Here is a 22,868-nt window from a genome sequence, read left to right on the forward strand (position 1 = left end):
GCCATGTGGAACTATCTACAGCACCTGACCTACTGGGACTGGCTGGCCCTCGGCACCCTGCTGCTGATCCTGGAAGTCTTCGGCGCCGGTGGCTACCTGCTGTGGATAGGCCTGGCCGCCGCCTGCGTCGGCGTGATCACCTTCATCGCCCCGGAGCTGCACTGGGCCCTCCAGTTCCTGCTCTTCGGGGTGCTCTCCATCCTCACCGCCGTGTACTGGTGGCGTCGCCAGCGCAGCGCCGCCAGCCCGTCGGACCAGCCCGGCCTGAACCAGCGCGGACAGGAATTCGTCGGACGCCAGTTCGCCCTGCATGAAGCCATCAGCGGCGGCCGGGGCAAGATTCGCGCCGGCGACACCCTCTGGCTGGTGTCGGGCCCCGACCTGCCCGTCGGCAGCCAGGTCCGCGTCGTCGGGCGGGACGGCGTCCTGCTCAAGGTCGAGCCGGCCTGAGGCCGCGCCTCTCCGCGATCCCCGGCCAGCCTTGCCGGGTCGAGACCGGCACTGTCGCTGGACACCGGATCGCCCTGCAGCCTTGACGGCCTCCGGGGCATTCACGGAACCTGCACGCCACCGTGAAGCACGCTTGCCCGTACAGCGGACGTCTGCATGTCGAAGCACCCGAAGATCGCCCCGTCCCGGCCCACCCGGCGCCCCGTCTATCCCGTCCTGGCGGGGCTCCTGCTGCTGGCCGGCCTGGGCATCTGGCTGTTCCTCAAGGGCGGTGGCCTGCCCGGCCGGCAACCACACGCCCCCGCCGTCGCCCAGGTCGCCAGCCTGGTCGACGAGGGCCAATGCGCCGGCTGCCATGCCGGGCAGGTCAAGGACTGGCAAGGCAGCCACCATCGGCTGGCGATGCAGGAAGCCAGCGATACCAGCGTGCTCGGCGACTTCAATGACGCCAGCTTCCAGGGCGAGACGGAAGTCACCCGCTTCTTCCGCAAGGACGGCGGCTTCTGGGTCAACACCCCCGGCGCCGATGGCAAGCCGGCCGACTTCCGCGTGGCCTACGCCTTCGGCGTCGCGCCGCTGCAGCAGTACCTGATCGAAGTCGGCGGCGGCCGCCTGCAGGCCCTGGGTGTGGCCTGGGATGTGGAGAAACGCGCCTGGTTCCACCTCTACCCGGGCCAGGGTGTGGACTTCAGGAATCCGCTGCACTGGAGCCGTCCGCAGCAGAACGCCAACGCCATGTGCATGGAATGCCACACCACCGGCTTCACGCGTAACTACGACCCCGCCGAAGACCGCTTCGCCAGCCACTGGAACAACCTCGGCGTCGGCTGCCAGGCCTGCCATGGCCCGGCTTCGCGGCATCTGGAATGGACAGACAAGAAACGGGGCGCCGAGAACGCCGGTTTCGCCTTCGACCTGGCCAAGGCGGACCGGATCAAGGACGTGGAAACCTGCGGCCGCTGCCATTCCCGCCGCGTACCACTGGACGACGGCTACCACAGCGACCAGCGGCTGATGGACGACTACCTGCCCAGCGCCCTGACCCGCGAGCTCTACGAGCTGGACGGCAAGATCAAGGACGAAGTCTTCGAGTACGGCGCCTTCACCCAGAGCACGATGTTCGCCAAGGGCGTGCGCTGCAGCACCTGCCACAACCCCCACAGCACGACCCTCAGGGCGCCGGGCAACGGCGTCTGCCTGCAGTGCCACAACCCTTCCGGCAAGGCCGGGGTGGAAGGCATCGACGACAAGGGGCTCAAGGCGGCGAACTATGACAGCCCCGAGCACCATCACCATACTCAGGGCCAGGCGGGCTCCCAGTGCGTGGACTGCCACATGCCCGGCAAATTCTTCCGGGGCAACGACTACCGCCACGACCACGGTTTCAGCCTGCCCAACCCGGCCCGCGCCCTGCGCCTGGGCACGTCGGATGCCTGCCTCGGCTGCCACCGCGATCAGCCGGGAGACAAGGTGGCCGAGCAGTTCCGCCTCTGGTACGGCGACAGCAAGGCCGACGCCCCTCGTTACGACGAGAGCCTGTGGCTGGTCCGCAACGGTCGACCCGGTGCCTCGCGGGCGCTGTTCCAGCAGTTGGAATCCCGTGAGCTGCCGGCCATCCGCCGTGCCACGCTGCTGGCCGAGCTGCCCACCTACCCCAGCGAGCGAGCCCTCAAGGCCGCCGCCCGCGACCTGAACCACCCCGCGCCACAGGTACGCGAAGCGGCAGTGAAGGCCGTGGCCGCGCTGGTCCCGCCTGAGCAGCGCCGTAACCTGTTGGCGCCCCTGCTCAACGACCCGGTACGGGCCGTACGCATCGCCGCCGCCCACGCGCTCCTGAGCCTGCGCGCCACAGGTCTCGGCAACTACGAAAAGAGCTGGGACAAGGCCATCAGCGAATACGAAGCCACGCAGCTCAGCCAGCAGGATCGCGCCGAGGCCAACCTCAACCTGGCGCTGCTCTACCAGGCCAACGGCCGCGCCGACGCCGTGGAGCCGCACCTGCGCACCGCCATGCAGCGTGACCCAGACTACCTGCCGGCGCTGGTTGGCCTGGTGCAGTGGCTGGATAGCAACTTCCGCTGGGAAGAAGGCCGCGCCTTGCTGGACCAGGGCCTGATGGATCACCCGCAGTCGGCCCGGCTGCACCATGCCAACGGCTTGCTGCTGGTGCGCAAGGGGGACCTGCCAGCCGCCCTCAAGGCCTTCGCCGAGTCGGTGCGGCTGGAGCCGCAGAACGACGTCTACGACTACGCCTATGCCGTGGCCCTCCACGACAGTGGGCAACTGGAAGCGGCCTGCCACCGGCTGGAGAACCTGCTGGAACGCGACCCCACCCATCGCGAAGCCCGCCTGGCGCTGATCGACTACTGGCGCGAGGCCGGGCAGATCCAGAAGGTCCAGGCGCTGCTGGCCGAACTCGAACAACAGAACCCGGACGATCCCGCGCTGCGGCGCGAATGACTGGCCGTGGCCAGCCAGCGGGCAGGAGGAACTCCGCCCTGAGCGGCTGAATCTGATGTTTCAGATCCACCCGCGAAACGGAGTATCCCTATGCGTATTCGTCCGTATGCACTCGTGATTGCCGTCTTCTTCCTGCCCGTCGGGTCGGCCATGGCAGACAGTGATTTCTGGCGCGACATCATTTCCTCCGGCGCCACCACTGCTTCCACCTACCTCACCTTCAAGGACGACAAGCTGATCGTCGCGGCCCGCGACGACGCCAGCGCCTTCGTCGCCAGCGGCGGTGAGATCCGTGGCCCGTACCTGGAAGCCGCACTGCAGCGCATCCGCGGCGAACACCCGGACCTCAAGGCCAGCGACGCCGAACTGGCCAGGGCCATCCTCACCAGCAACCCGTGATGCCCCACGACGCCCCGCCCGGCCCAACGCCGTGCGGGGCATTCCCGTCAGATCCGTATCTGCGCCCGCGATTGCATCACCGCCCGGGGTTTGGGCTGGCACTCACTGACCAACGCACGCAAAATACATAGCACTGTTAACTAATTGCCCCAGGCGCAGGTGCGATGGCCAAGCGTGAACAATCTCCGGCAGCGGAACTGATCGACTCCCCCTCCGAAACGGTACTGGACACTTCCCTCGATGAACTGATCGGCTATGCCCTGCGCCGGGCGCAGCTGAAGGTGTTCCAGCACCTGATCAACAGGCTGTCGGCCCATGACCTGCGGCCGGCGCAGTTTTCCGCCATGGCCATCATCGACCAGAACCCCGGCCTGATGCAGGCGGACCTGGCCCGTGCCCTGGCCATCGAGCCGCCGCAACTGGTGCCTCTGCTGAACAAACTGGAAGCCCGGGCACTGGCGGTGCGGGTGCGCTGCAAGCCGGACAAGCGCTCCTACGGCATCTTCCTCAGCAAGACCGGGGAACAACTGCTCAAGGAGCTGAAAGCCGTGGCTTTCGAGAGTGACAACGAATCCACCGGCGCGCTTACCGACGCCGAGCGCGGCGAATTGCTGCGGCTGCTGCGCAAGGTCTATCGCGACGCTTGATGCGTCCGATGGAGACGGCTGCGATGCCGTATCGGGCGCCACGGGCTTCCACCTGGCCGCTCATGCCTCCACCTCGGCCTGCACGCAGAGGGGATGCGTCTGGTGGTACAGGGCATCGATCAAGGCGTCACGCCGCGTCAGCACCGCACGCTGGTTGAGCGAACCCTTGTCGGTGATCTCGCCGACATCCAGGCTTGGCGCCTCGGCCATCAGGCAGGCCCAGGCAATGTGTGAGGCCAGGCCGGTGGCTTCACGATTGAGGTCATGCAGCAATCCGCGCAGCCAGTTCAGCACCGCCGGGGCGGCCAGCACCTCTTCCACCGTCGCGGACGTCGGCAGCCGTGCCAGCTCGCGGCAGGCAGCCACGTTGGGGAACACCAGAAGCCCGATGCGCTGGCGGTCCGGGCCGGTGATGACCACGTCCTGCACATAGGGCGCGCCTTGCAGGATCACCCGCGTGCGCAGCGGACCCACGCTGACGAAGACGCCGGTGCTGAGCTTGAAGTCCTCGGCAATGCGGCCGTCGAACATCAGCCCCCATTCGGGGTGCTCCGGGTCAGCGAAGCGCAGGGCGTCGCCGGAGCGGTAGAAGCCCTCGTCGTCGAAGGCCTGCCCATTGAGGTCCGCCTGGCGCCAGTAGCCGGGCATCACGTGCGGCCCACGGAAACGCGCCTCCAGCTTGCCGTCCACGGGCGCCAGCCTGACCTCGCAGCCAGGCGCCGGCAGCCCGACGTAGCCGGCCATGGACAAGGGCCCGGTGGTGAAAGTGCAGGACGGCGCGGTCTCGGTCATGCCCAGGCCCGCCATCATGCGGATGCGTTCGCCGCAATGCTGTTCGGCCACCCGGTCCAGGCGGTCCCAGATGGCCTGGCCAAGGCCTGCGCCGGCGAAGAAGAACAATTTGATGCGGGCAAAGAAGGTCTCGCGCAGCTCCGCGTCCTGCTCCAGCGCCTCGACCAGTTCCTCCCAACCCTTGGGTACGGTGAGGTAGGCCGTGGGGGAGATTTCCTTCAGGTTGCGCAGGGTTTCATGGAACATCTGCGGGGTCGGCCGGCCGTCATCCAGGTACAGGGTGCCGCCGTTGTACAGGACGATGCCGACGTTGTGGCTGCCACCAAAGGTGTGGTTCCAGGGCAGCCAGTCCACCAGCACCGGCACCTCCCGGCCGAACTCGGGAAAGGTCTGCAGGAGCATCTGCTGGTTGGCGCAGAGCATGCGCTGGGTGGTGACCACCGCCTTGGGCAAGCGGGTGGAGCCGCTGGTGAAGAGGAACTTGGCGATGGTGTCCGGCCCGGTTCGGCGGAACGCGGCGTCGGCGGCGGCACAGTCCATGGGTTCCAGCAAACGGGCGAAACGCCGGCTCGCGCGGCCCTCGACCTCCCCCTGCAGCAACAGCAACGGCGTCTCGGCCGGCACCACGGCCCGGATGGCGCGGGTGAAGGCGTTGCCATCAGCCGCCATCACCAGTCCCGGCTGCAGCAGGTCGAAGATGTGCCGCAACTTGCCGTAGTCCTTCGCCACCAGCGAATAGGCCGGCGACACCGGGCAATAAGGCACGCCGATGTAGAGCGCGGCAAGGGCCAGTTGCAGATGTTCCAGATCGTTGCCGGAAAGGATCACCAACGGCCGTTCCGGACTCAGGTCGTAGTGCAGCAGGTGCGCGGCCAGCAGGCGCACGCGGTGCAGCATCTCGCGGTAGCTGATGCGCTGCCACTGGCCATCGGCGCCACGACGAGCAACAAAGGTCTGCTCGCCTCGCGCGCGAGCCCAATGCAGCAGGCGGTCCAGCAACCGTGCCGGCAACGGCGCCAGTGGCTCCCGGGCCTCCAGGTAGAAACTGCCATCGCGCTCACTGATGCGCACATCCGGCATGCCCAGGGCCACCTCGCGGTAGGCCATGCCGGCAGGTCGAATGGAGGATTCGTTGTTCACTGATATCACCTCCGGCCGCGCCACCGATAAGGCCGGGCGCGGCACTGCGCCGGGTCCGTGGCCCGGCCTCTCATGGTTTTGGGTAGCCGCTCGGACGGTTCAGATCGGATAGTGCCGGGGACCGTTCTGCACCGTGACCCACCGCAGCTGGGTGAAGTGGTCGATGCTGGCGCTGGAGCCGAAGCTGCCGTAGCCGCTGGACTTCACCCCGCCGAACGGCATGGGCGCCTCGTCGTGCACGGTCGGGCCGTTGATATGACAGATGCCCGACTCCACGCGCTGGGCCAGGGCCAGGGCGCGGGAGACATCGCGACTGAAGATGGCCGATGACAGGCCGAACTCGGAGTCGTTGGCGAGATTCAGCAGCGCCCCATCGCCCTGCCCGCGCAACAGCACCGCCACCGGGCCGAAGGACTCTTCCCGGTACAAGCGCATCGCCGGAGTTACCCGGTCCAGCAGCACCGGCTGCATCACGCTGCCGTCGATCTCGCCACCGGCCAGCAGGACCGCCCCCTTGTCCAGCGCGTCCTGCACCAAGGTCATGATGCGCTCGCCGGCACGGGCGTCGATCAGCGAACCCAGCACCGCCTCGCCCGGCAGGCCGGCGCGCAGGGTGGACACCTTCCGCGCCAGGCGCGCGGCGAAGTCGTCGGCGATGCGCTCGTCGACGATCAGCCGCTCGGTGGACATGCAGATCTGCCCCTGGTTGAAGTAGGCGCCGAAGGCGGAGGCCGCCACGGCCTGGTCCAGGTCGGCGTCGTCCAGCACCAGCAGCGGGGCCTTGCCGCCCAGCTCGAGGATCGCCGGTTTCAGGTGGCGCGCGGCGAGCTGGCCGATGATGCGGCCGACATGGGTGGAGCCGGTGAAGTTGACGCGACGCACCGCCGGATTGGCGATCAGCCGCTCGACGATGGCCGGCGCGTCGTCCGGTGCGTTGCTGATGACGTTGACCACGCCGTCGCCGAGGCCGGACTCCTGCAGCACTTCGCCGATCAGCGCATGCACCGCCGGGCTGTTCTCCGACGCCTTGAGCACCACGGTGTTGCCGCAGGCGAGCGGCATCGCCAGGGCGCGGGTGGCGAGGATGATCGGCGCGTTCCAGGGGGCGATGCCCAGCACCACGCCGCAAGGCTGCCGCAGCGCCATGGCGAAGCTGCCCGGCACGTCCGAGGGGATCACCTCGCCCTTGATCTGCGTGGTCATGCCGGCGGCATCGCGCAGCATGTTCGCCGCCAGCTTCACGTTGAAGCCATACCAGTCGGCCGTAGCGCCGGTTTCCGCCGCCATGGCCATGAAGCGGTCGCTGCGTGCCTCCATCAGCCGCGCGGCTTCCAGCAGGCGCGAACGGCGCTCGGCCGGGCCCAGGGCGGCCCAGGCCGGGAAGGCCCGCTGCGCGGCGGCCACGGCGGCATCGGCGTCTTCCAGGGTGGCGGCGGCTACGCGAGTGACGGTCTCACCGGTGAAAGGGCTGTGGCGCTCGAACACCGCGCCGTTGGAGGCGGGGCGGGTGACGCCGCCGATCAGCAGAGGCACTTCAAACATTCCGGCATTCCTCATTCTTGTTCTGGGTTCGGCACCGGGGCCGGGCAGGTCCGGCCGCCGGTATCCGGTGGTTCAGCGGCGGTAGGCTTGCAGACCCGGCTTGATGCTCTTGTCATCGAGGAACTGTTTCAAGCCCTGGGCGCGGCCGCCTTCGGGGTCGCGCAGCTGGGCCTGGTCGAGCTTGGCGTAGAGGTAGTCTTCGCCCTGCTCCCAGGTCAGTTCACGGGCGCGCTTGAAGCCGTGCTTCGCCGCACGCAGGACCACGGGGTTCTTGTCCAGCAGGTTGTTCGCCAGCTCGATGACCGCATCGCGCAATTCCGCCAACGGCACGCTGCTGTTGACCAGGCCCATCTGCGCAGCCTTGGGGCCGTCGAAGGTCTTGCCGGTCATGATGTAGTACAGCGACTCGCGATGACCCACGGTGTCGGCCATGGCCTTGCTCACCAGATTGCCCGGCGGAATGCCCCAGTTGATCTCGGACAGGCCGAAGGTGGCCTCATCGGCGCAGATGGCCAGGTCGCACGCCACCAGCGGGCTGAAGCCGCCGCCGAAGCACCAGCCGTTGACCATGGCGATGGTGGGCTTGCTGTACATGCGCAGGCGCTTCCACTGCCATTCGGAGGCCTCGCGGCGAATCTTCTCCTGGAAGACTTCCGGTGCTGCGTCCACTTCACGGAAGTATTCCTTCAGGTCCATGCCGGCGGTCCAGGCGGTGCCGGCACCGGTCAGCACCAGTACACCGGCCTCCGGGTCCTGCTCGACCACGTCGAGGATCTCGATCATCTCGCGGTTGAGCGTGGGGCTCATGGCGTTGCGCTTTTCCGGGCGGTTGAGGGTGACCCAGGCGATGCCCTGCTCGACGTTGAGGGTTACGGTCTGCCAGCGGTTTTCGTACTTGTTCATGTCACACACCTGCTTGTTGTGGTTGGGCTCAACGGTATGCGGCCCATATAGTTATGTCAATTAACTAATAATCCGTAATGTTCGCTAATCGGACCTTTATTTCTGGCCATGACGATTAGAACGGTTACTCGGGATAAGTTGATGGGGCAGCGGCCAGGGAGCGGTTGGCCCCTGCATTCAGGGCCAGGATGACCGCTGTCGCCACCAGCAGCCCCGGAGCCGCCGCCGTGAGCACGCCAGCCGTACCGGCCCCGGCGGCGAGGATCTTGCCAGCCACCAGCGGGCCGCTCACCGAGCCCAGGCGACCGATGGCCACCGCCGCGCCGACGCCCGTGACACGCACCACCGTGGGGTAGAAAGCCGGTGCCAGCGCATAGAGCACCAGTTGCGCGGCCATGACGAAGCCACCGGCGGCAAAGCCCGCGCCAATCATGGCCGGCAGGTTCCCGGCCAGACCGATGCCCGCCAGCGCCAGCAGCAGGCCGCCGTAGATGGACAGCACCACGGGCCGGCGGCTGTAACGGTCCAGGAGCACACCGCCCGCCAGCGAGCCGATCGCCCCGCCAATGTTGAACGCCATCTGCACCACGCCGGCCTGGGGTTTGCTGAAGCCCAGGTCCAGCAGCAGCGACGGCAGCCAGTTGAGCAGCATGTACATCACCGTCAGGGTGAAGAAGTAGCTGACCCAGAGGGACAGGGTGACGCGGGTGCGCCCTTCCCCGCACAAGGCGGTCAAGGTGGAGGGGCGCGCGACGGCGACGTCTTCCTGCTGGCGGCTGAAGGCGGTGGATTCCGGGAGCATGCCGAGCATCAGCGGCACGATGGCCAGGGGCGCTACACCGCCGACGATGAACACCCACTGCCAGGCTTCACCGGCAGCCATGGCCACCAGGGCCGCGGTAGCCCCGCCCAGGGGTACACCGCAATACATGATGCTGATGGCGGTGCTGCGCTGGCGCTCTTCCACGGCCTCGGCGCACAGCGCAATCAGGTTGGGCAGCGCCGCACCAAGCCCGAGCCCGGTGAGAAAGCGCGCCATCAGCAGGCTGTTCAGGCTGCTTGCGTATGCCGTCCACAGGGAGAAGAGGCCGAACAGGATCACCGCCGCCACCAGCACCTTCTTGCGGCCAATGCGGTCGGCGAGGCAGCCGCCGAGGAAGGCGCCAGGCAGGAGGCCGATGATGCTGGCACTGAACATCCAGCCCATCATCGCCGGGTCAAGGTTGAAGGCAGCGCGGATGCCGGCGGCGGCGATGCCGGCGGATTGCAGGTCGAGACCTTCGATCAGGGCGACGATGAAGCACAGCAGGATGGTGCGCCGCGATCGGGAGGAAGCAGTCTCCATGGGGAACCTCGCGTTTATTGTTGTTGTACCGGGCGCCTGCACATGAAGGCTGCGCTCGGGCAAAAGATTAACAAACACAACTAAAAACGCATCCACCAATACGCATCGCCACGCCTAATATATTGTCTTTAATTATCAACAACTTATTTTTGTTTACCGTCAAAAACCAGCAACTTGCCAATGTTTTAGTGTTCGTTTATCGGCCACCTTTATTGATAAAAGAGATAATCAGTCCAGAACGACCGGTGTCCGGGCCCTGGGTTGCTTCGAGGACAGCCTCGGCACGTTGCCCCGGCGCAACGACTACCTGAACGCCAGGGAACGGGAGCTGCAATGGGAAATGGGCTACGTGATCCAGAGTGGCCCGCTGCGCAAGGTGGGCCTGCGGGTGCGCCAGTCGTTCTACCGCAATGACTTCCCCACCGGCGCCGCCTTCAGGGACGAGAACCAGACGCGGGTGCTGGTCACCTACAACCTGCCGATCTGGCAGGAAAGACGCGGCCCGGGATTCCGGGCCGCTTCGTGGACGAACTGACTCGCTCTTGCGGACAGTCGGTGACTACTCCCGGTAGTCCTCGATCGGCACACAGGCGCAGAACAGGTTGCGATCGCCGAAGACGTTGTCCACCCGGTTCACCGTTGGCCAGTACTTGTGGGCGCGGGTGTGGTCGGTGGGGGTCACCGCCTCCTCGATGCTGTAGGGCCGCTCCCAGTGGCCGGTCACATCCGCCAGGGTATGGGGGGCGCGCTTGAGCGGGTTGTCCTCGGCCGGCCAGTCACCGGCCTGCACCTTGGCGATTTCCGCGCGGATGCTCAGCATCGCCTCGATGAAGCGATCCAGCTCGTGCTTGTTCTCGCTCTCGGTGGGTTCCACCATCAGCGTGCCCGGCACCGGGAAGCTCATGGTCGGGGCATGGAAGCCGTAATCCATCAGGCGCTTGGCCACGTCCTCCTCGGTGATGCCGGTTTCCGCCTTGATCGGCCGCAGGTCGAGGATGCACTCGTGGGCCACGTGGCCGTTGCGACCGCTGTAGAGCACCGGGTAGGCGTCGCCCAGCTGCCGGGCCAGGTAGTTGGCGCTGAGGATGGCCACTTCAGTGGCGTCCGCCAGGTCCGGGCCCATCATGGCGATGTACATCCAGCTGATCGGGAGAATGCTCGCGCTACCCCAGGGCGCCGCACTGACGGCACCGTTCTCCGGGTTCGGCCCCTTGAGTTCGATCACCGGGTGGTTGGCGACGAAGGGCGCCAGGTGGGCGCGCACGCCAATGGGCCCCATGCCCGGCCCGCCGCCACCGTGGGGGATGCAGAAGGTCTTGTGCAGGTTCATGTGGGAGACGTCGGCGCCGATGTCCGCCGGCCGCGCCAGTCCCACCTGGGCATTGAGGTTGGCGCCGTCCATGTAGACCTGGCCGCCGTGGCTGTGGATAACCTCGCAGATCTCGCGGATACCTTCCTCGTACACGCCGTGGGTCGAGGGATAGGTGGCCATCAGGCAGGACAGTTGGCTGCCGGCTTCGGCGGCCTTGCGCTTGAGGTCCTCCAGGTCGACGTTGCCATCCTGGTCGCACTCGACGATGACCACGCGCATGCTCGCCATCTGCGCCGACGCCGGGTTGGTGCCGTGGGCTGACGCAGGGATCAGGCAGATATTGCGGTGCCCCTCGCCGCGGCTTTCGTGATAGCGGCGGATGGCGAGCAGGCCGGCGTATTCGCCCTGGGCGCCGGAATTGGGCTGCATGCAGATGGCGTCGAAACCGGTAATGGCGCAGAGCCAGGCTTCCAGCTCGTCGATCATCAGCTTGTAGCCGAGGGCCTGCTCACGGGGCGCGAAGGGATGCAGATTGGCGAATTCCGGCCAGGTGATGGGGATCATCTCGCTGGTGGCGTTGAGCTTCATGGTGCAGGAGCCGAGGGGGATCATCGCCTGGTTCAGGGCCAGGTCCTTGTTCTCCAGCTGCTTGAGGTAACGCAGCATCTCGGTTTCGCTGTGGTGCGCATTGAACACCGGGTGGCTGAGGTAGCCGCTGCTGCGCAAGAGCTCCGCCGGAATCCCCGGAAGCAGTACCGACTGATCCAGTTCATCGACGGACAGACCGTGGTCGGCGCCGAGGAAGATGCAGAACAACTGGTCCACGGTTTCCGCCGTGCAGGTCTCGTCGAGGCTGACCCCCAGCTTGCCGCGGCCGAGGATGCGCAGGTTGATGCGCGCCGCCTTGGCCGATTCGATCACGGCGGTCTGGCTGCCCCCCACATCCAGGGTCAGGGTGTCGAAGAAGTATTGGTTGTCTCGCTGGATGCCCCGCCGTGCCAGCCCTTCGGCGAGGATGGCGGTGAGCCGGTGGACCCGTTGGGCAATGCGCCGCAATCCCTCGGGACCGTGGTAGACGGCGTAGCAGCTGGCGATGTTGGCCAGCAGCACCTGGGCCGTGCAGATGTTGGAGTTGGCCTTCTCGCGGCGGATGTGTTGCTCACGGGTCTGCAGGGCCATGCGCAGGGCGACGTTGCCACGGGCGTCCTTGGAGACACCGATGATCCGCCCCGGCATGGCGCGCTTGAAGTCGTCACGGGTGGCGAAGAAGGCCGCATGGGGGCCGCCGTAGCCCATGGGCACGCCGAAGCGCTGGGCCGAGCCGAACACCACGTCCGCGCCCAGCTCGCCGGGCGGGGTGAGCAACAGCAGGCTGAGCAGGTCGGCGCCGACGCAGGCCAGGGCCTGCTGGCCGTGCAGGTGCTCGATCAGGGGGCGCAGGTCGCGGATTTCGCCGTGGGTGTCGGGGTACTGCAGCACGGCGCCGAAGACCTGGTGCTGCGCCAGGTTATCCACATGGTCCACCACCACGTCGAAGCCGAAGGCCTGGGCGCGGGTCTGCACCACGGAGATGGTCTGCGGGTGGCAGTCCTCGTCGACGAAGAACAGGTTGCTCTTCGACTTGGCCACGCGCTTGGCAAGGGCCATGGCTTCGGCGGCGGCTGTGGCCTCGTCCAGCAGGGAAGCACTCGCGAGGTCGAGGCCGGTGAGGTCGATGGTCAACTGCTGGAAATTCAGCAGCGCCTCCAGCCGGCCCTGGGCGATTTCCGGCTGGTAGGGGGTGTAGGCGGTGTACCAGCCAGGGTTTTCCAGCACGTTGCGCAGGATCACCGTGGGCGTGAGGGTGCCGTAGTAGCCCATGCCGATCAGGCTCGTCCACAGCTGGTTCTGCTCGGCGTAGCCACGCAGCTTCGCCAGGGCCTGCTGCTCATCCAGCGCCGCCGGCAGGTCCAGCGGCCGGTTGAGACGGATCGCCGGAGGCACCGTCTGCACGATCAGCTCGTCGCGGCTGGCGAGCCCCAGGGTTTCCAACATGGCCTGTTGCTCGGTGTCGTCCGGCCCCAGGTGGCGGCGGAGGAAGGCGTCGGGCTGTTGGAGCTGGGACAGCGAGGGCATCTGGGACATGGGCAGAACCTCGTTTGGCCTCATCGAAAAACAAAAAGCCTCGACTAGCGAGGCTTTTTGAAAGGATAGCGGGTGAATCAGCTATCGGCGTCGGCGGCTGCCTTGTAGGCGGCGGCATCGAGCAGTTTTTCCAGCTCGGCCACATCGCTGGGCTTGAGCTTGAAGAACCAGGAGCCGTACGGATCGCTGTTGACGCTTTCGGGGGCATCGCTGACGGCTTCGTTTACCGCGACCACTTCGCCGCTGATCGGCGAGTAGATGTCGGAGGCGGCCTTCACCGACTCCACCACGCCGGCTTCCTGACCTGCGGCCAGGGTCTTGCCGACTTCCGGCAGTTCGACGAAGACCACGTCACCCAGGGCTTCCTGGGCATGGTCGGTGATGCCCACGGTAACGGTGCCATCGGCTTCCAGACGGGCCCACTCGTGGCTGGGGGCGTAACGCAGTTCAGCGGGGATGTTGCTCATGTCGAGTTCCTCAGAGACTGTGGCGGATGGCCCGCCTGCAAATTTAGATCAAGGCTTTGCCATTGCGCACGAAGTTCGGTCGGACGACGCGAACCGGGAACCACTTGCCGCGGATTTCCACTTCGGCGCGCTCGCCCGTCGCCATGGGCACGCGGGCCATGGCGATGGATTTGTTCAGGGTCGGCGAGAAACTGCCGCTGGTGATCTCGCCTTCACCCACGCCTTCCACCCGCACCACCTGGTGGGCACGCAGCACACCACGTTCTTCCAGCACCAGGCCGACCAGCTTGCTGGCCACGCCGGCAGACCGTTCAGCTTCGAGGGCCTTGCGACCGATGAAGTCACGCGACTCCGGTTCCCAGGCCACGGTCCAGGCCATGTTGGACACCAGCGGGGAGGCGTCTTCGGTCATGTCCTGGCCGTAGAGGTTCATCCCGGCTTCCAGGCGCAGGGTGTCGCGGGCGCCGAGGCCGATGGGGGCGATGCCGGCACCGACCAGCTCGTTGAAGAAGCCGGCGGCCTGGTCGGCGGGGAGCATGATTTCCAGGCCGTCTTCACCGGTGTAGCCGGTGCGGGCGATGAACCAGTCATCGTCGGGCAGGCCCTGGAAAGGCTTGAGTTCGTGGATCAGCGCGGCGCGCTCGGTGCTCACCAGCTCGGCCACCTTGGCGCGGGCGCTGGGGCCCTGGATGGCGAGGATGGCGAGGTCGGAGCGCTCGGTCATCTGGACGTCGAAGCCCTGGCTGCGCACCAGCATCCAGGCGAGGTCCTTGTCACGGGTGGCGGCATTGACCACCAGGCGGTAGCCGGTGGCGGTAAGGTAGACGATCAGATCGTCGACCACCCCGCCGCGCTCGTTGAGCATGGCGCTATAGAGCGCCTTGCCGGGGGATTGCAGGCGCTCGACGTCGTTGGCCAGGAGTTGCTGGAGCCAGGCCTTGGCCTGGGTGCCGGCGATGTCCACCACCGTCATGTGGGAAACGTCGAAGACGCCGCAGTCGCGGCGCACCTGGTGATGTTCCTCGACCTGGGAGCCGTAGTGCAGCGGCATGTCCCAGCCGCCGAAATCGACCATCTTGGCTCCCAGTGCCAGGTGCTGGTCATGCAGTGGAGTGCGCTGTCCCATGGGTTTCTCCTTCCGGGCTTGGCGTAGGTGCGACGGGCCGGCGGTGCGGGATCATCCGCTGCCGCTGCGGGACGCGCCGCAACGAATGGCGCGCATTGTAGCTGCAAGGTAGGAGACTGGACACTCCGGCTGGCAACCAATGCTGCGGCGGCGAAAAGCCCTGTCCAGTCGGCCCGCGAGTCCCTCGGTCGGCGCCGCTAGTGGCCGATTCGCCGTGCCGAACGGCGGATCAGGCCGATGACCGGCAGCAGGCCGGCCAGCACCAGAGTGAGGGCGGGCAGCGCCGCGCGGGCCCATTCGCCTTCACTGGTCATTTCGAAGATGCGCACCGCCAGGGTGTCCCAGCCGAAGGGACGCATCAGCAGGGTGGCGGGCATTTCCTTGAGCACATCGACGAACACCAGCAACGCGGCGCTGAGGGTGCCGGGCACCAGCAGCGGCAGGTAGACCCGGAAGAACAACGCCGGGCCACCCACGCCCAGGCTGCGGGAGGCTTCAGGCAACGACGGGCGGATGCGCGACAGGCCGTTTTCCAGCGGCCCGTAGGCCACCGCCATGAAGCGCACCAGATAGGCCAGCAGCAAGGCGCCGAGGCTGCCCAGCAGCAGCGGCTTGCCGGCGCCGCCGAGCCAGCCGGAAAGCGGGATCACCAGGCGGCTGTCGAGGTAGCTGAAGGCGAGCATGATCGACACCGCCAGCACCGAGCCCGGCAGCGCGTAGCCCAGGTTGGCCAGGGCCACCGCGGCGCGCACTGGCCGGGTCGGCGCCAGTCGCCGGGAGAACGCCAGGAGCAGGGCCACGCAGACGGTGAGCAGCGCAGCCATGCCGCCGAGGTACAGCGTGTGCAGGATCATGCCGGCGTAGCGCTCGTCCAGATCGAAGCGGCCCCGCTGCCAGAACCAGACCAGCAGCTGCAGCATGGGAATGACGAAGGCACAGGCGAACACCAGCGAGCACCAGAACGTGGCGGCCAGCGCCTTGATGCCGTGCAGGTGATAGAGCGCCTTGCCCCTCGGCCGCTCGCTGACCGGGCGGCTCGCACCACGGGCACGGCGTTCGCCGTAGAGCACCAGGCAGACGCCGAGCAGCAGCAGGCTGGCCAGCTGGGCCGCGCTGGAAAGGCTGAAGAAGCCGTACCAGGTCTTGTAGATGGCGGTGGTGAAGGTGTCGAAGTTGAACACCGCCACTGCGCCGAAGTCCGCCAGGGTTTCCATGACCGCCAGGGCCAGGCCGGCGCCAATGGCCGGTCGCGCCATGGGCAGGGCGACGTGCCAGAAGGCGCGCCAGGGCGACTGGCCAAGCACCCGCGCGGCTTCCATCAGCCCTTTGCCCTGGGCCAGGAAGGCTGCGCGCGCCAGCAGGTAGACGTAGGGGTAGAACACCAGCACCAGTACGAGGATCACCCCGCCGGTGGAGCGCACCCGGGGTAGCCTCAGGCCGCTGCCGAACCATTCGCGGAGCAGGGTCTGCACGGGGCCGGAGAAATCGAACAAGCCGATGAAAACGAAGGCCAGCACATAGGCCGGAACGGCGAAGGGCAGCATCAGCGCCCAGTCCAGCCAGCGCCGCCCGGGGAATTCACAGAGGCTGGTGAGCCACGCCAGGCTGACGCCGATCAGGGTCACCCCCACCGAGACGCCGGACACCAGCACCAGCGTATTGCCCAGCAACCGCGGCATCTGGGTCGCCCACAGGTGGGACCAGATTTCGCCATCCACCTCGCCCCAGGACAGCAGCAGCACGCTGAGGGGCAGCAGGACCAGGACGGCGACGGCAAAGCTGATGGGGTACCAACGGCGCTGGGCGGGATGGGCCACGCAAACCTCTCGGGGATCGAAATGGAACGCCCCGGACTGGCCGGGGCGTCGAGTATAGCGGCAGAGCGGCGGATCAGTTCCAGCCGACCCGGTCCATCATCTTGATGGCTTCGGCCTGGCGCTTGCCGGCCACTTCCACCGGGATGGTATCGGCCTTGAAGCTGCCCCAGGCCGCCACTTCGGCAGACGGCTTGACCTTCGGGTTGGCCGGGAATTCCTGGTTGATGTCGGCGAACAGGCTCTGCGCTTCGTCGGTGGTCATCCACTCCACCAGGGCCTTGGCGGCCTCGGGGTGCGGCGCGTGCCTGGTCAGGCCAACGCCCGAGAGGTTGACGTGGACACCACGGTCGGCCTGGTTCGGCCAGAAGATCTTCACCCGCAGCTCCGGGTTCTGCTTGTGCAGGCGGCCGTAGTAGTAGGTGTTGACGATGCCCACGTCGCACTGGCCGGCGTCCACGGCCAGGATCACGGCGTTGTCGTCAGCGAACACGTCGGTGGCGAGGTTGTTCACCCAACCCTTGAGGATTTCCTCGGCCTTGGCGGCGCCGTGGGTCTCGATCAGGGTGGCGGTCAGGGACTGGTTGTAGACCTTCTTCGCGGTACGCAGGCAGAGGCGGCCTTCCCAGTTCTTGTCCGCCAGGGCTTCGTAGGTGGACAGCTCTTGCGGCTTCACCCGCTCGGTGGAGTAGACGATGGTCCGGGCGCGCAGGGACAGGCCGGTCCAGGCGTGGCTGCTGGAGCGGTACTGGGACGGAATGTTGGCGTCGATCAGCGGCGAGGTGAAAGGCTGGAGGATGCCCATCTGCTCGGCCTGCCAGAGGTTGCCGGCATCAACGGTGAGCAGCAGGTCGGCCACGCCGTTCTCGCCCTCGGCCTTGATCCGCTGCATCAGCGGCGCTTCCTTGTCGGTGATGAACTTGATCGGCACACCGGTCTTGGCGGTGTAGGCGTCGAATACCGGCTTGATCAGCTCATCGATACGCGAGGAATAGACCACCACTTCATCGGCGGCCTGGACCGAAGTGGTGACTGCGGACAGCGCAAGGAGCGCGAAAAGGGACTTGCGTACCCACATTGCTGGAGCCTCTTGATGGGAACAAAGGCTGAATGATAGTCAACCTCAGTTGTGATCTGTAGCGCTATTTATGTCGGGGTATGTAACGGCGCCGTCAGGGATTCAGTCGCGCGCAGGGTGGGCGTGGGCCCACCCCGAATGTGGAACGTCACGCGCGCGCCAGGTCCGGCAGATCCCCGGAAAGCCCGAGGGCCTGGCGCACGAACAGCGCCTTGGCTTCGGGCATGCCGTCCACCCACTTCAGGCCGCTGTTGCGCAGCCAGCGCAGGGGCAGCGGGTTGGCCTGGAACAGCCGCTCGAAGCCTTCCATAGCGGCCATCATCGCCAGGTTGTGGGGCATGCGCCGGCGCTCGAAGCGGCCCAGCACGCGCTCGTCGGCCAGGCGCTCGCCGCGGCCGAGGGCGTGGAGCAGCACTTCGGCCAGCACCGCCGCGTCGAGGAAGCCGAGGTTGACCCCCTGCCCCGCCAGCGGGTGGATGGTGTGGGCGGCATCGCCGATCAGCGCCAGCCCCTCTTCGACATAGCGCTTGGCGTGGCGCTGGCGCAGCGGGATGCACAGGCGCGGGTCGGCGGCCAGCACCTCGCCCAGGCGCCACTCGAAGGCTCGGCCGAGCTCGCTGCAGAAGCCGGCATCGTCCAGGGCCATCAGGCGTTCGGCCTCGGCCGGGGTCACCGACCAGACGATGGAGCACCAGTGCTCGCCGTCACGCTCCAGGGGCAGGAAGGCCAGCGGGCCGTCGTCGGTGAAGCGTTGCCAGGCGGTGCGCTGGTGCGGCTCGGTGCAACGCACGCTGGTGACGATGGCGTGGTGCAGGTAATCCCATTCGCGGGTGGCGCAGCCGGCGAGGCGGCGCACTGCGGAGTTGGCGCCATCGGCGGCCACCACCAGAGGAGCGCGCAACTCGCGGCCGTCCACCAGGGTCAGCAGCCAGTCGTCGCCGGAGCGGCGCAGGCGCTCCAGGCGCGCGCCGGGCATCAGGCCGATGCCGCTGTCATGCAGGGGCTCCATCAGCGCATCCTGCACCACGCGGTTCTCAACGATGTGGCCGAGCACGTCGGCATGCACGCTGGATGCGGAGAAGTGAATCTGTCCGGTGCCGGAGCCATCCCAGACGTGCATGTCGGAATAAGGACTGCTGCGCCGCGCGACGACGCCCGGCCAGGCGCCGAGGCGCAGGAGGATGCGCTGGCTGGCGGCCGAGAGGGCACTGACCCGCGGCTCGAAGGCCGCCGCCGGGTCGAAGGGTTTGACGCTGAGAGGGCTGCCGTCGATCAGCAGGATATCCAGGCCACTGTCCTTCAGTGCCAGGGCCAGGGCACTGCCGACCATGCCGGCACCCACGATGATCAGATCCGCGCGCAATTCCATATCAGGCCTTGAGGCTCCCTGTGTTCGAGTGAGGCGCGCCCGGTCAGTCCGGGCGAGTCCCCAGGCCCATGGCCTGGCGGGCGAACCAGCGCTTGGCGGGCGGCAGCAGGTCGAGGCCGAGCAGGCCCAGGTTGCGCCCGGCGGCCAGCAGCGGCTCGGCGTTGGAGAAGAGGCGGGTCACCTGGTCGGAGAAGCCCACCGTGAGGTTCTGGTCCATTCGCTGGCGCTGCAGGTAGCCCTGCAGGGTGGCGAAGTCGCCCGGTGTCTTGTCGCTGGCCAACAGTGCCTCGGCCAGGGCCTGGGCATCCCGCAGGGAAAGGTTGTAACCCTGCCCGGCGATGGGGTGCAGGCTGTGGGCGGCGTTGCCCAGCACCACCAGGTTGGAACGCACCTGCTCTTCAGCCTCCACCAGCTCCAGCGGGTAGAGGTGTCGCGCACCCACTTGCTGGAAGGCGCCGAGGCGGTAGCCGAAGGTTTGCTGAAGTTCGTCGAGGAAGCGCCGCTCGTCGAGCCGGGCAAGGCGCTCGGCGTCGTCTCCCGGACGGCTCCAGACCAGTGCGCAACGGTTATCCGGCAGCGGCAGCAGGGCCATCGGGCCGTCGTCGGTGAAGCGCTCGAACGCCTGGCCGCGATGGGCTTCCAAAGGGCTGACGTTGGCGATCAGCGCGGTCTGCCGGTAAGCGGTGCGGTGCACGCCGATGCCCAGCATTTCGCGCAAGCCGGAACGTCCGCCGTCGGCCAGCACAGCCAGGTCGCAGTCGAGCTGGGTCTCGTCATTGAGGGTCAGGCGGTAGCCGCCTTCCAGCGCCTGCATGCTCGCCACTTCGGCCGGGCAATGCCAGATCACCACGTCCTCGTCCAGGGCCTGCCACAGGCACTGGCCGAGCCAGGCGTTCTCCACTACGTAGCCCAGGGCCGGTACACCCTCTTCCATGGCGGCGAGGCGAGCGGCGCCGAAGCGACCACGGTCGGACACGTGGATCTGCAGGATGGGCTCGGCGCGCTGGGAAATGGTCTGCCAGATGCCGAGGCGTTCGTAGATCTGCCGGCTGCCAAAGGACAGCGCGGAGGAGCGTGCGTCGTAGCTGGGCTGGAAGCTATTGCCGGGGGCGAAGGGCTCGATCATGACGATCTTCCAGCCCCGCGCCCTGGCACCTTCCTGCAGCGCCAGGGCAAGGCTGGCGCCGACGAGGCCACCGCCGATGATCGCGACTTGGCTGTGATGCATGTCAGGCGGCCTGGGTCCGCGCGGCAGCCATCAGCGCCTCGATTTCGTCCACCGTCTTGGGCACGCCGCCGGTGAGGATTTCGCAGCCGGTCTTGGTCACCACCACGTCGTCTTCGATCCGCACGCCGATGCCGCGCCACTTCTTCGGCACGTCCTGGTTGTCGGCGCCAATGTAGATGCCGGGCTCGACAGTCATTGCCATGCCCGGCTCCAGCACGCGCCATTCGCCGCCGACCTTGTAATCGCCGACGTCGTGCACATCCATGCCCAGCCAGTGGCCGGCGCGGTGCATGTAGAAGGCCTTGTAGGCTTCGGATGCGATCAGTTCATCCACATCGCCCTTGAGCAGGCCGAGTTCCACCAGGCCGGCGGTGATGACCTGCACGGTGGCTTCGTGGGCTTCGTTCCAGTGCTTGCCGGGGGCGATCTGCAGGAAGGCGGCTTCCTGGGATTTCAGCACCAGTTCGTAGATGGCCTTCTGCTCGGGGCTGAAACGGCCGCTGACGGGGAAGGTGCGGGTGATGTCGCTGGCGTAGCAGTCCAGCTCGCACGCGGCGTCGATCAGCACCAGGTCGCCGTCCTTCAGCGGGGCGTCGTTCTCCCGGTAGTGCAGGATGCAGGCGTTCTTGCCCGCTGCGACGATGGAGCCGTAGGCCGGCATCTTCGCGCCGCCCTTGCGGAATTCGTATTCCAGTTCGGCTTCCAGGTGGTACTCGTAGAGCCCGGCGCGGGAGGCCTGCATGGCGCGGACGTGGGCGCGGGCGGAGACCTCGGCGGCCTCGCGCATGACCTTCACTTCCGCCGCCGACTTGTACAGGCGCATGTCGTGCAGCAGGTGGTCCAGGGCGACGAACTCGTTCGGCGGCTGGGCGCCCTGGCGGGCCTTGGAGCGGATCACATTGATCCACTCCATCAGGTGCTGGTCGAACTCGGTGTTGGTGCCGATGGAGTAGTAGACGCGGCTGCGTCCCTCGATCAGGCCCGGGAGGATGTCGTCGATATCGCCGATGGGGAACGCGTCGTCCGCGCCGAAGTCGCGGATGGCGCCATCCTGGCCGGCGCGCAGGCCGTCCCAGAGTTCACGCTCCGGATCGCGCTCGCGGCAGAACAGTACGTACTCGCCATGCTCGCGGCCGGGGATCAGCACCAGCACCGCTTCCGGCTCGGGGAAGCCGCTGAGGTACTGGAAGTCGCTGTCCTGGCGATAGACGTGCTCGACATCGCGGTTGCGGATGTGCACAGGCGCGGCGGGCAGGATGGCGATGCTGTTGGCTTCCATCTGCGCCATCAGCGCCTTGCGCCGGCGGGCGTATTCGGCCTTCGGGATACGGGTCATGCGCGCTCCTACTGGGCGGGCATCAGCGCCCGCCACTCGGGTTCAATGCAACGAGGGTTTGGCGGCCGGCGCGGCGGGCTTGGCGCACTCGGCGAAAAGCAGCAGAGGCGCGACGCGCAGGTACTCCATCACTTCCATATAGTCGCTCTCGCCATCGTCGGAATCTTCCAGGGCGCTCTGCACCTGGGCGATGGAGGCGAGGTCCTGGAGCACTTCGACCGCGTCGCTGGACAGCGCGCCCTCGCGCGCGGTCAGGCCGAAGCCGCCGAGGAAGCCCTGGCACCACTGGCCGAGGGCGGCGGCGCGTTCGCCCAGCGGCGCTTCGTCGCTGGGCAGCAGCAGGACCACGGCCATTTCACTGCCGGTCAGCTCGTTCTTGACCATTTCCTGCAGGCCGATCAGGGCCTGGCGCAAGTTGTCCTGGGGCGCACTGCCGAGCAGCTCGGCGGCATCTTCCAGCCAGGGCTCGGGCTCGAAACCGGCGCCGGCGCAGCTACGGCCCAGCAGCAGGCCGTGCAATTCGGCAGGAGAAACCGGCTGGCCGGTGGTGGCGAGGAGCGCGGCGAACGCGTTGTACGGGGAATTCGGACTGGACATAAGGGTGGCTAGGCGCCAGAGGGCGCAATCACTAGAATGACGGCCTCGTATCCTAGCAGCCTGGCGCGGTGAAGGCAGCATGGGCCGCCGGTCACCAGACCACCGAGGGCGTGCGACGAATCGTCCCGACGCCTGTGGGTTTGACCCTTGCACGCGCCGGTCCTATATAGTCCCGGTCACTCCCTACCAAGTGGACAGCCCATGGAAGATGCCGAACTGCATGCACTGACAGCCAAGCTGGAACTGTTGATCCAGCGTGTCGAGCAGCTCAAGGCCCAGAACCGGCTCCTGCTTGCCAGCGAGAAGGCCTGGCGCGAAGAACGCGCTCATCTGATTGAAAAGAACGAAATGGCCCGGCTCAAGGTCGAAGCGATGATTTCGCGCCTGAAAGCCCTGGAGCAGGATTCATGACCCAGTCCAACACCGTCACCGTCCAAATCCTCGATAAGGAATACTGCATCGCTTGCCCTGCGGACGAGCGCGCCAATCTGGAAAGCGCCGCCCGTTACCTGGACGGCAAGATGCGCGAGATACGTTCCAGCGGGAAAGTCATCGGCGCCGACCGTATCGCCGTGATGGCCGCCCTGAACATCACCCACGACCTGCTGCACAAGCAGGAGCGCCTGGACAAGGAAGCCAATTCCACCCGCGAGCGGGTACGCGATCTGCTGGAGCGTGTCGACCACGCCCTGGCCGCCGACCCGGACGCCCAGCAGGCCTGAACCACGCACGGCTGCGG

The 22,868-nt window shown here is 67.0% G+C and carries 19 protein-coding genes and 1 pseudogene; 7 read left to right on the forward strand and 13 right to left on the reverse strand.

All coding sequences use genetic code 11. The features are described from left to right. The first annotated feature begins 3 nt into the window (after nt 1-3). The 4 genes from TQ98_RS25495 to TQ98_RS25510 all read left to right on the forward strand — a co-directional run bounded on the left by TQ98_RS25495 (nt 4) and on the right by TQ98_RS25510 (nt 3,956). The gene (locus tag TQ98_RS25495; protein ID WP_044873121.1) at nt 4-450 is read left to right on the forward strand and encodes an NfeD family protein; all 447 of its coding nucleotides are present in this window, start codon (nt 4-6) and stop codon (nt 448-450) included. A gap of 156 nt (nt 451-606) precedes the next feature. Then, nucleotides 607-2,910, forward strand: coding sequence for a tetratricopeptide repeat protein (locus TQ98_RS25500; protein ID WP_044873122.1), 2,304 nt, complete (start codon nt 607-609; stop codon nt 2,908-2,910). A 90-nt stretch (nt 2,911-3,000) separates the two neighbouring features. After that, nucleotides 3,001-3,309 (forward strand): DUF2388 domain-containing protein, encoded by a 309-nt coding sequence (locus TQ98_RS25505; RefSeq protein ID WP_044873123.1) that lies wholly within the window; start codon nt 3,001-3,003, stop codon nt 3,307-3,309. Nucleotides 3,310-3,473: 164 nt separating this feature from the next. Then, the gene (locus TQ98_RS25510) at nt 3,474-3,956 is read left to right on the forward strand and encodes a MarR family transcriptional regulator (protein WP_044873124.1); all 483 of its coding nucleotides are present in this window, start codon (nt 3,474-3,476) and stop codon (nt 3,954-3,956) included. A 60-nt stretch (nt 3,957-4,016) separates the two neighbouring features. Here the strand turns inward: TQ98_RS25510 and TQ98_RS25515 are convergent, their stop codons facing one another. From TQ98_RS25515 to mhpT, 4 genes are all read right to left on the reverse strand, one after another. Beyond that, complete coding sequence (locus tag TQ98_RS25515; RefSeq protein WP_242443224.1) at nt 4,017-5,828, reverse strand: feruloyl-CoA synthase; 1,812 nt, start codon at nt 5,826-5,828, stop codon at nt 4,017-4,019. 159 nt (nt 5,829-5,987) lie between these two features. Beyond that, a complete protein-coding gene (locus TQ98_RS25520; RefSeq protein WP_044873126.1) occupies nt 5,988-7,430 on the reverse strand; it encodes an aldehyde dehydrogenase in 1,443 nt (480 codons plus the stop codon). A gap of 72 nt (nt 7,431-7,502) precedes the next feature. Beyond that, nucleotides 7,503-8,333, reverse strand: a complete 831-nt coding sequence (locus tag TQ98_RS25525; protein WP_044873127.1) for a p-hydroxycinnamoyl CoA hydratase/lyase — start codon at nt 8,331-8,333, stop codon at nt 7,503-7,505. A gap of 124 nt (nt 8,334-8,457) precedes the next feature. Beyond that, the gene (mhpT, locus tag TQ98_RS25530; RefSeq protein WP_044873128.1) at nt 8,458-9,678 is read right to left on the reverse strand and encodes a 3-(3-hydroxy-phenyl)propionate transporter MhpT; all 1,221 of its coding nucleotides are present in this window, start codon (nt 9,676-9,678) and stop codon (nt 8,458-8,460) included. Between the two features lie 310 nt (nt 9,679-9,988). Between mhpT and TQ98_RS25535 the strand changes: the two are divergent. Continuing rightward, nucleotides 9,989-10,213: pseudogene (locus TQ98_RS25535) on the forward strand (OprD family outer membrane porin); the annotation flags it as partial. A 24-nt stretch (nt 10,214-10,237) separates the two neighbouring features. Here TQ98_RS25535 and gcvP read toward each other — a convergent pair. The 9 genes from gcvP to TQ98_RS25580 all read right to left on the reverse strand — a co-directional run bounded on the left by gcvP (nt 10,238) and on the right by TQ98_RS25580 (nt 22,129). Continuing rightward, nucleotides 10,238-13,114 carry an aminomethyl-transferring glycine dehydrogenase gene (gcvP, locus tag TQ98_RS25540; protein WP_044873130.1) on the reverse strand — a complete coding sequence of 959 codons (2,877 nt, stop codon included), beginning with the start codon at nt 13,112-13,114 and terminating at the stop codon, nt 10,238-10,240. A 77-nt stretch (nt 13,115-13,191) separates the two neighbouring features. Beyond that, the gene (gene gcvH, locus TQ98_RS25545) at nt 13,192-13,581 is read right to left on the reverse strand and encodes a glycine cleavage system protein GcvH (protein WP_044873131.1); all 390 of its coding nucleotides are present in this window, start codon (nt 13,579-13,581) and stop codon (nt 13,192-13,194) included. Between the two features lie 43 nt (nt 13,582-13,624). Beyond that, nucleotides 13,625-14,707, reverse strand: a complete 1,083-nt coding sequence (gene gcvT / locus TQ98_RS25550) for a glycine cleavage system aminomethyltransferase GcvT (RefSeq protein ID WP_044873132.1) — start codon at nt 14,705-14,707, stop codon at nt 13,625-13,627. Between the two features lie 197 nt (nt 14,708-14,904). Next, nucleotides 14,905-16,524 (reverse strand): iron ABC transporter permease, encoded by a 1,620-nt coding sequence (locus TQ98_RS25555; protein WP_103103096.1) that lies wholly within the window; start codon nt 16,522-16,524, stop codon nt 14,905-14,907. 73 nt (nt 16,525-16,597) lie between these two features. After that, nucleotides 16,598-17,599: an extracellular solute-binding protein gene (locus tag TQ98_RS25560; RefSeq protein WP_044873135.1), complete on the reverse strand. Its 1,002-nt coding sequence runs from the start codon at nt 17,597-17,599 to the stop codon at nt 16,598-16,600. 148 nt (nt 17,600-17,747) lie between these two features. Continuing rightward, a complete protein-coding gene (locus TQ98_RS25565) occupies nt 17,748-18,962 on the reverse strand; it encodes a 2-octaprenyl-3-methyl-6-methoxy-1,4-benzoquinol hydroxylase (protein ID WP_177410228.1) in 1,215 nt (404 codons plus the stop codon). 49 nt (nt 18,963-19,011) lie between these two features. Further along, nucleotides 19,012-20,196 carry a 2-octaprenyl-6-methoxyphenyl hydroxylase gene (gene ubiH / locus TQ98_RS25570; protein WP_044873137.1) on the reverse strand — a complete coding sequence of 395 codons (1,185 nt, stop codon included), beginning with the start codon at nt 20,194-20,196 and terminating at the stop codon, nt 19,012-19,014. Nucleotide 20,197: 1 nt separating this feature from the next. Further along, a complete protein-coding gene (pepP, locus tag TQ98_RS25575; RefSeq protein WP_044873138.1) occupies nt 20,198-21,532 on the reverse strand; it encodes a Xaa-Pro aminopeptidase in 1,335 nt (444 codons plus the stop codon). Between the two features lie 42 nt (nt 21,533-21,574). After that, the gene (locus tag TQ98_RS25580) at nt 21,575-22,129 is read right to left on the reverse strand and encodes a YecA family protein (protein WP_044873139.1); all 555 of its coding nucleotides are present in this window, start codon (nt 22,127-22,129) and stop codon (nt 21,575-21,577) included. A gap of 201 nt (nt 22,130-22,330) precedes the next feature. Between TQ98_RS25580 and TQ98_RS25585 the strand changes: the two genes are divergently transcribed. Next, nucleotides 22,331-22,540, forward strand: coding sequence for a TIGR02449 family protein (locus TQ98_RS25585; protein WP_028626819.1), 210 nt, complete (start codon nt 22,331-22,333; stop codon nt 22,538-22,540). Next, on the forward strand, nt 22,537-22,851 hold the full coding sequence (locus TQ98_RS25590) for a cell division protein ZapA (RefSeq protein ID WP_044873140.1): 315 nt from the start codon (nt 22,537-22,539) through the stop codon (nt 22,849-22,851). The genes TQ98_RS25585 and TQ98_RS25590 overlap by 4 nt, the downstream gene beginning before the upstream one ends. The last annotated feature ends 17 nt before the right edge of the window (nt 22,852-22,868 follow it).

Origin of the sequence: Pseudomonas sp. LFM046, from assembly GCF_000949385.2 — a bacterium.
In the GTDB taxonomy this organism is placed as follows: Bacteria; Pseudomonadota; Gammaproteobacteria; order Pseudomonadales; family Pseudomonadaceae; genus Metapseudomonas.

Excerpts from the sequence above, each read along its gene's own strand:
- TQ98_RS25495 (WP_044873121.1), top strand. The coding sequence starts at position 4 with ATGTGGAACTATCTACAGCACCTGACCTACTGGGACTGGCTGGCCCTC.
- TQ98_RS25500 (WP_044873122.1), top strand. The coding sequence starts at position 607 with ATGTCGAAGCACCCGAAGATCGCCCCGTCCCGGCCCACCCGGCGCCCC.
- TQ98_RS25505 (WP_044873123.1), top strand. The coding sequence starts at position 3,001 with ATGCGTATTCGTCCGTATGCACTCGTGATTGCCGTCTTCTTCCTGCCC.
- TQ98_RS25510 (WP_044873124.1), top strand. The coding sequence starts at position 3,474 with ATGGCCAAGCGTGAACAATCTCCGGCAGCGGAACTGATCGACTCCCCC.
- TQ98_RS25515 (WP_242443224.1), bottom strand. The coding sequence starts at position 5,828 with ATGCCGGATGTGCGCATCAGTGAGCGCGATGGCAGTTTCTACCTGGAG.
- TQ98_RS25520 (WP_044873126.1), bottom strand. The coding sequence starts at position 7,430 with ATGTTTGAAGTGCCTCTGCTGATCGGCGGCGTCACCCGCCCCGCCTCC.
- TQ98_RS25525 (WP_044873127.1), bottom strand. The coding sequence starts at position 8,333 with ATGAACAAGTACGAAAACCGCTGGCAGACCGTAACCCTCAACGTCGAG.
- mhpT (WP_044873128.1), bottom strand. The coding sequence starts at position 9,678 with ATGGAGACTGCTTCCTCCCGATCGCGGCGCACCATCCTGCTGTGCTTC.
- gcvP (WP_044873130.1), bottom strand. The coding sequence starts at position 13,114 with ATGTCCCAGATGCCCTCGCTGTCCCAGCTCCAACAGCCCGACGCCTTC.
- gcvH (WP_044873131.1), bottom strand. The coding sequence starts at position 13,581 with ATGAGCAACATCCCCGCTGAACTGCGTTACGCCCCCAGCCACGAGTGG.
- gcvT (WP_044873132.1), bottom strand. The coding sequence starts at position 14,707 with ATGGGACAGCGCACTCCACTGCATGACCAGCACCTGGCACTGGGAGCC.
- TQ98_RS25560 (WP_044873135.1), bottom strand. The coding sequence starts at position 17,599 with ATGTGGGTACGCAAGTCCCTTTTCGCGCTCCTTGCGCTGTCCGCAGTC.
- ubiH (WP_044873137.1), bottom strand. The coding sequence starts at position 20,196 with ATGCATCACAGCCAAGTCGCGATCATCGGCGGTGGCCTCGTCGGCGCC.
- pepP (WP_044873138.1), bottom strand. The coding sequence starts at position 21,532 with ATGACCCGTATCCCGAAGGCCGAATACGCCCGCCGGCGCAAGGCGCTG.
- TQ98_RS25580 (WP_044873139.1), bottom strand. The coding sequence starts at position 22,129 with ATGTCCAGTCCGAATTCCCCGTACAACGCGTTCGCCGCGCTCCTCGCC.
- TQ98_RS25585 (WP_028626819.1), top strand. The coding sequence starts at position 22,331 with ATGGAAGATGCCGAACTGCATGCACTGACAGCCAAGCTGGAACTGTTG.
- TQ98_RS25590 (WP_044873140.1), top strand. The coding sequence starts at position 22,537 with ATGACCCAGTCCAACACCGTCACCGTCCAAATCCTCGATAAGGAATAC.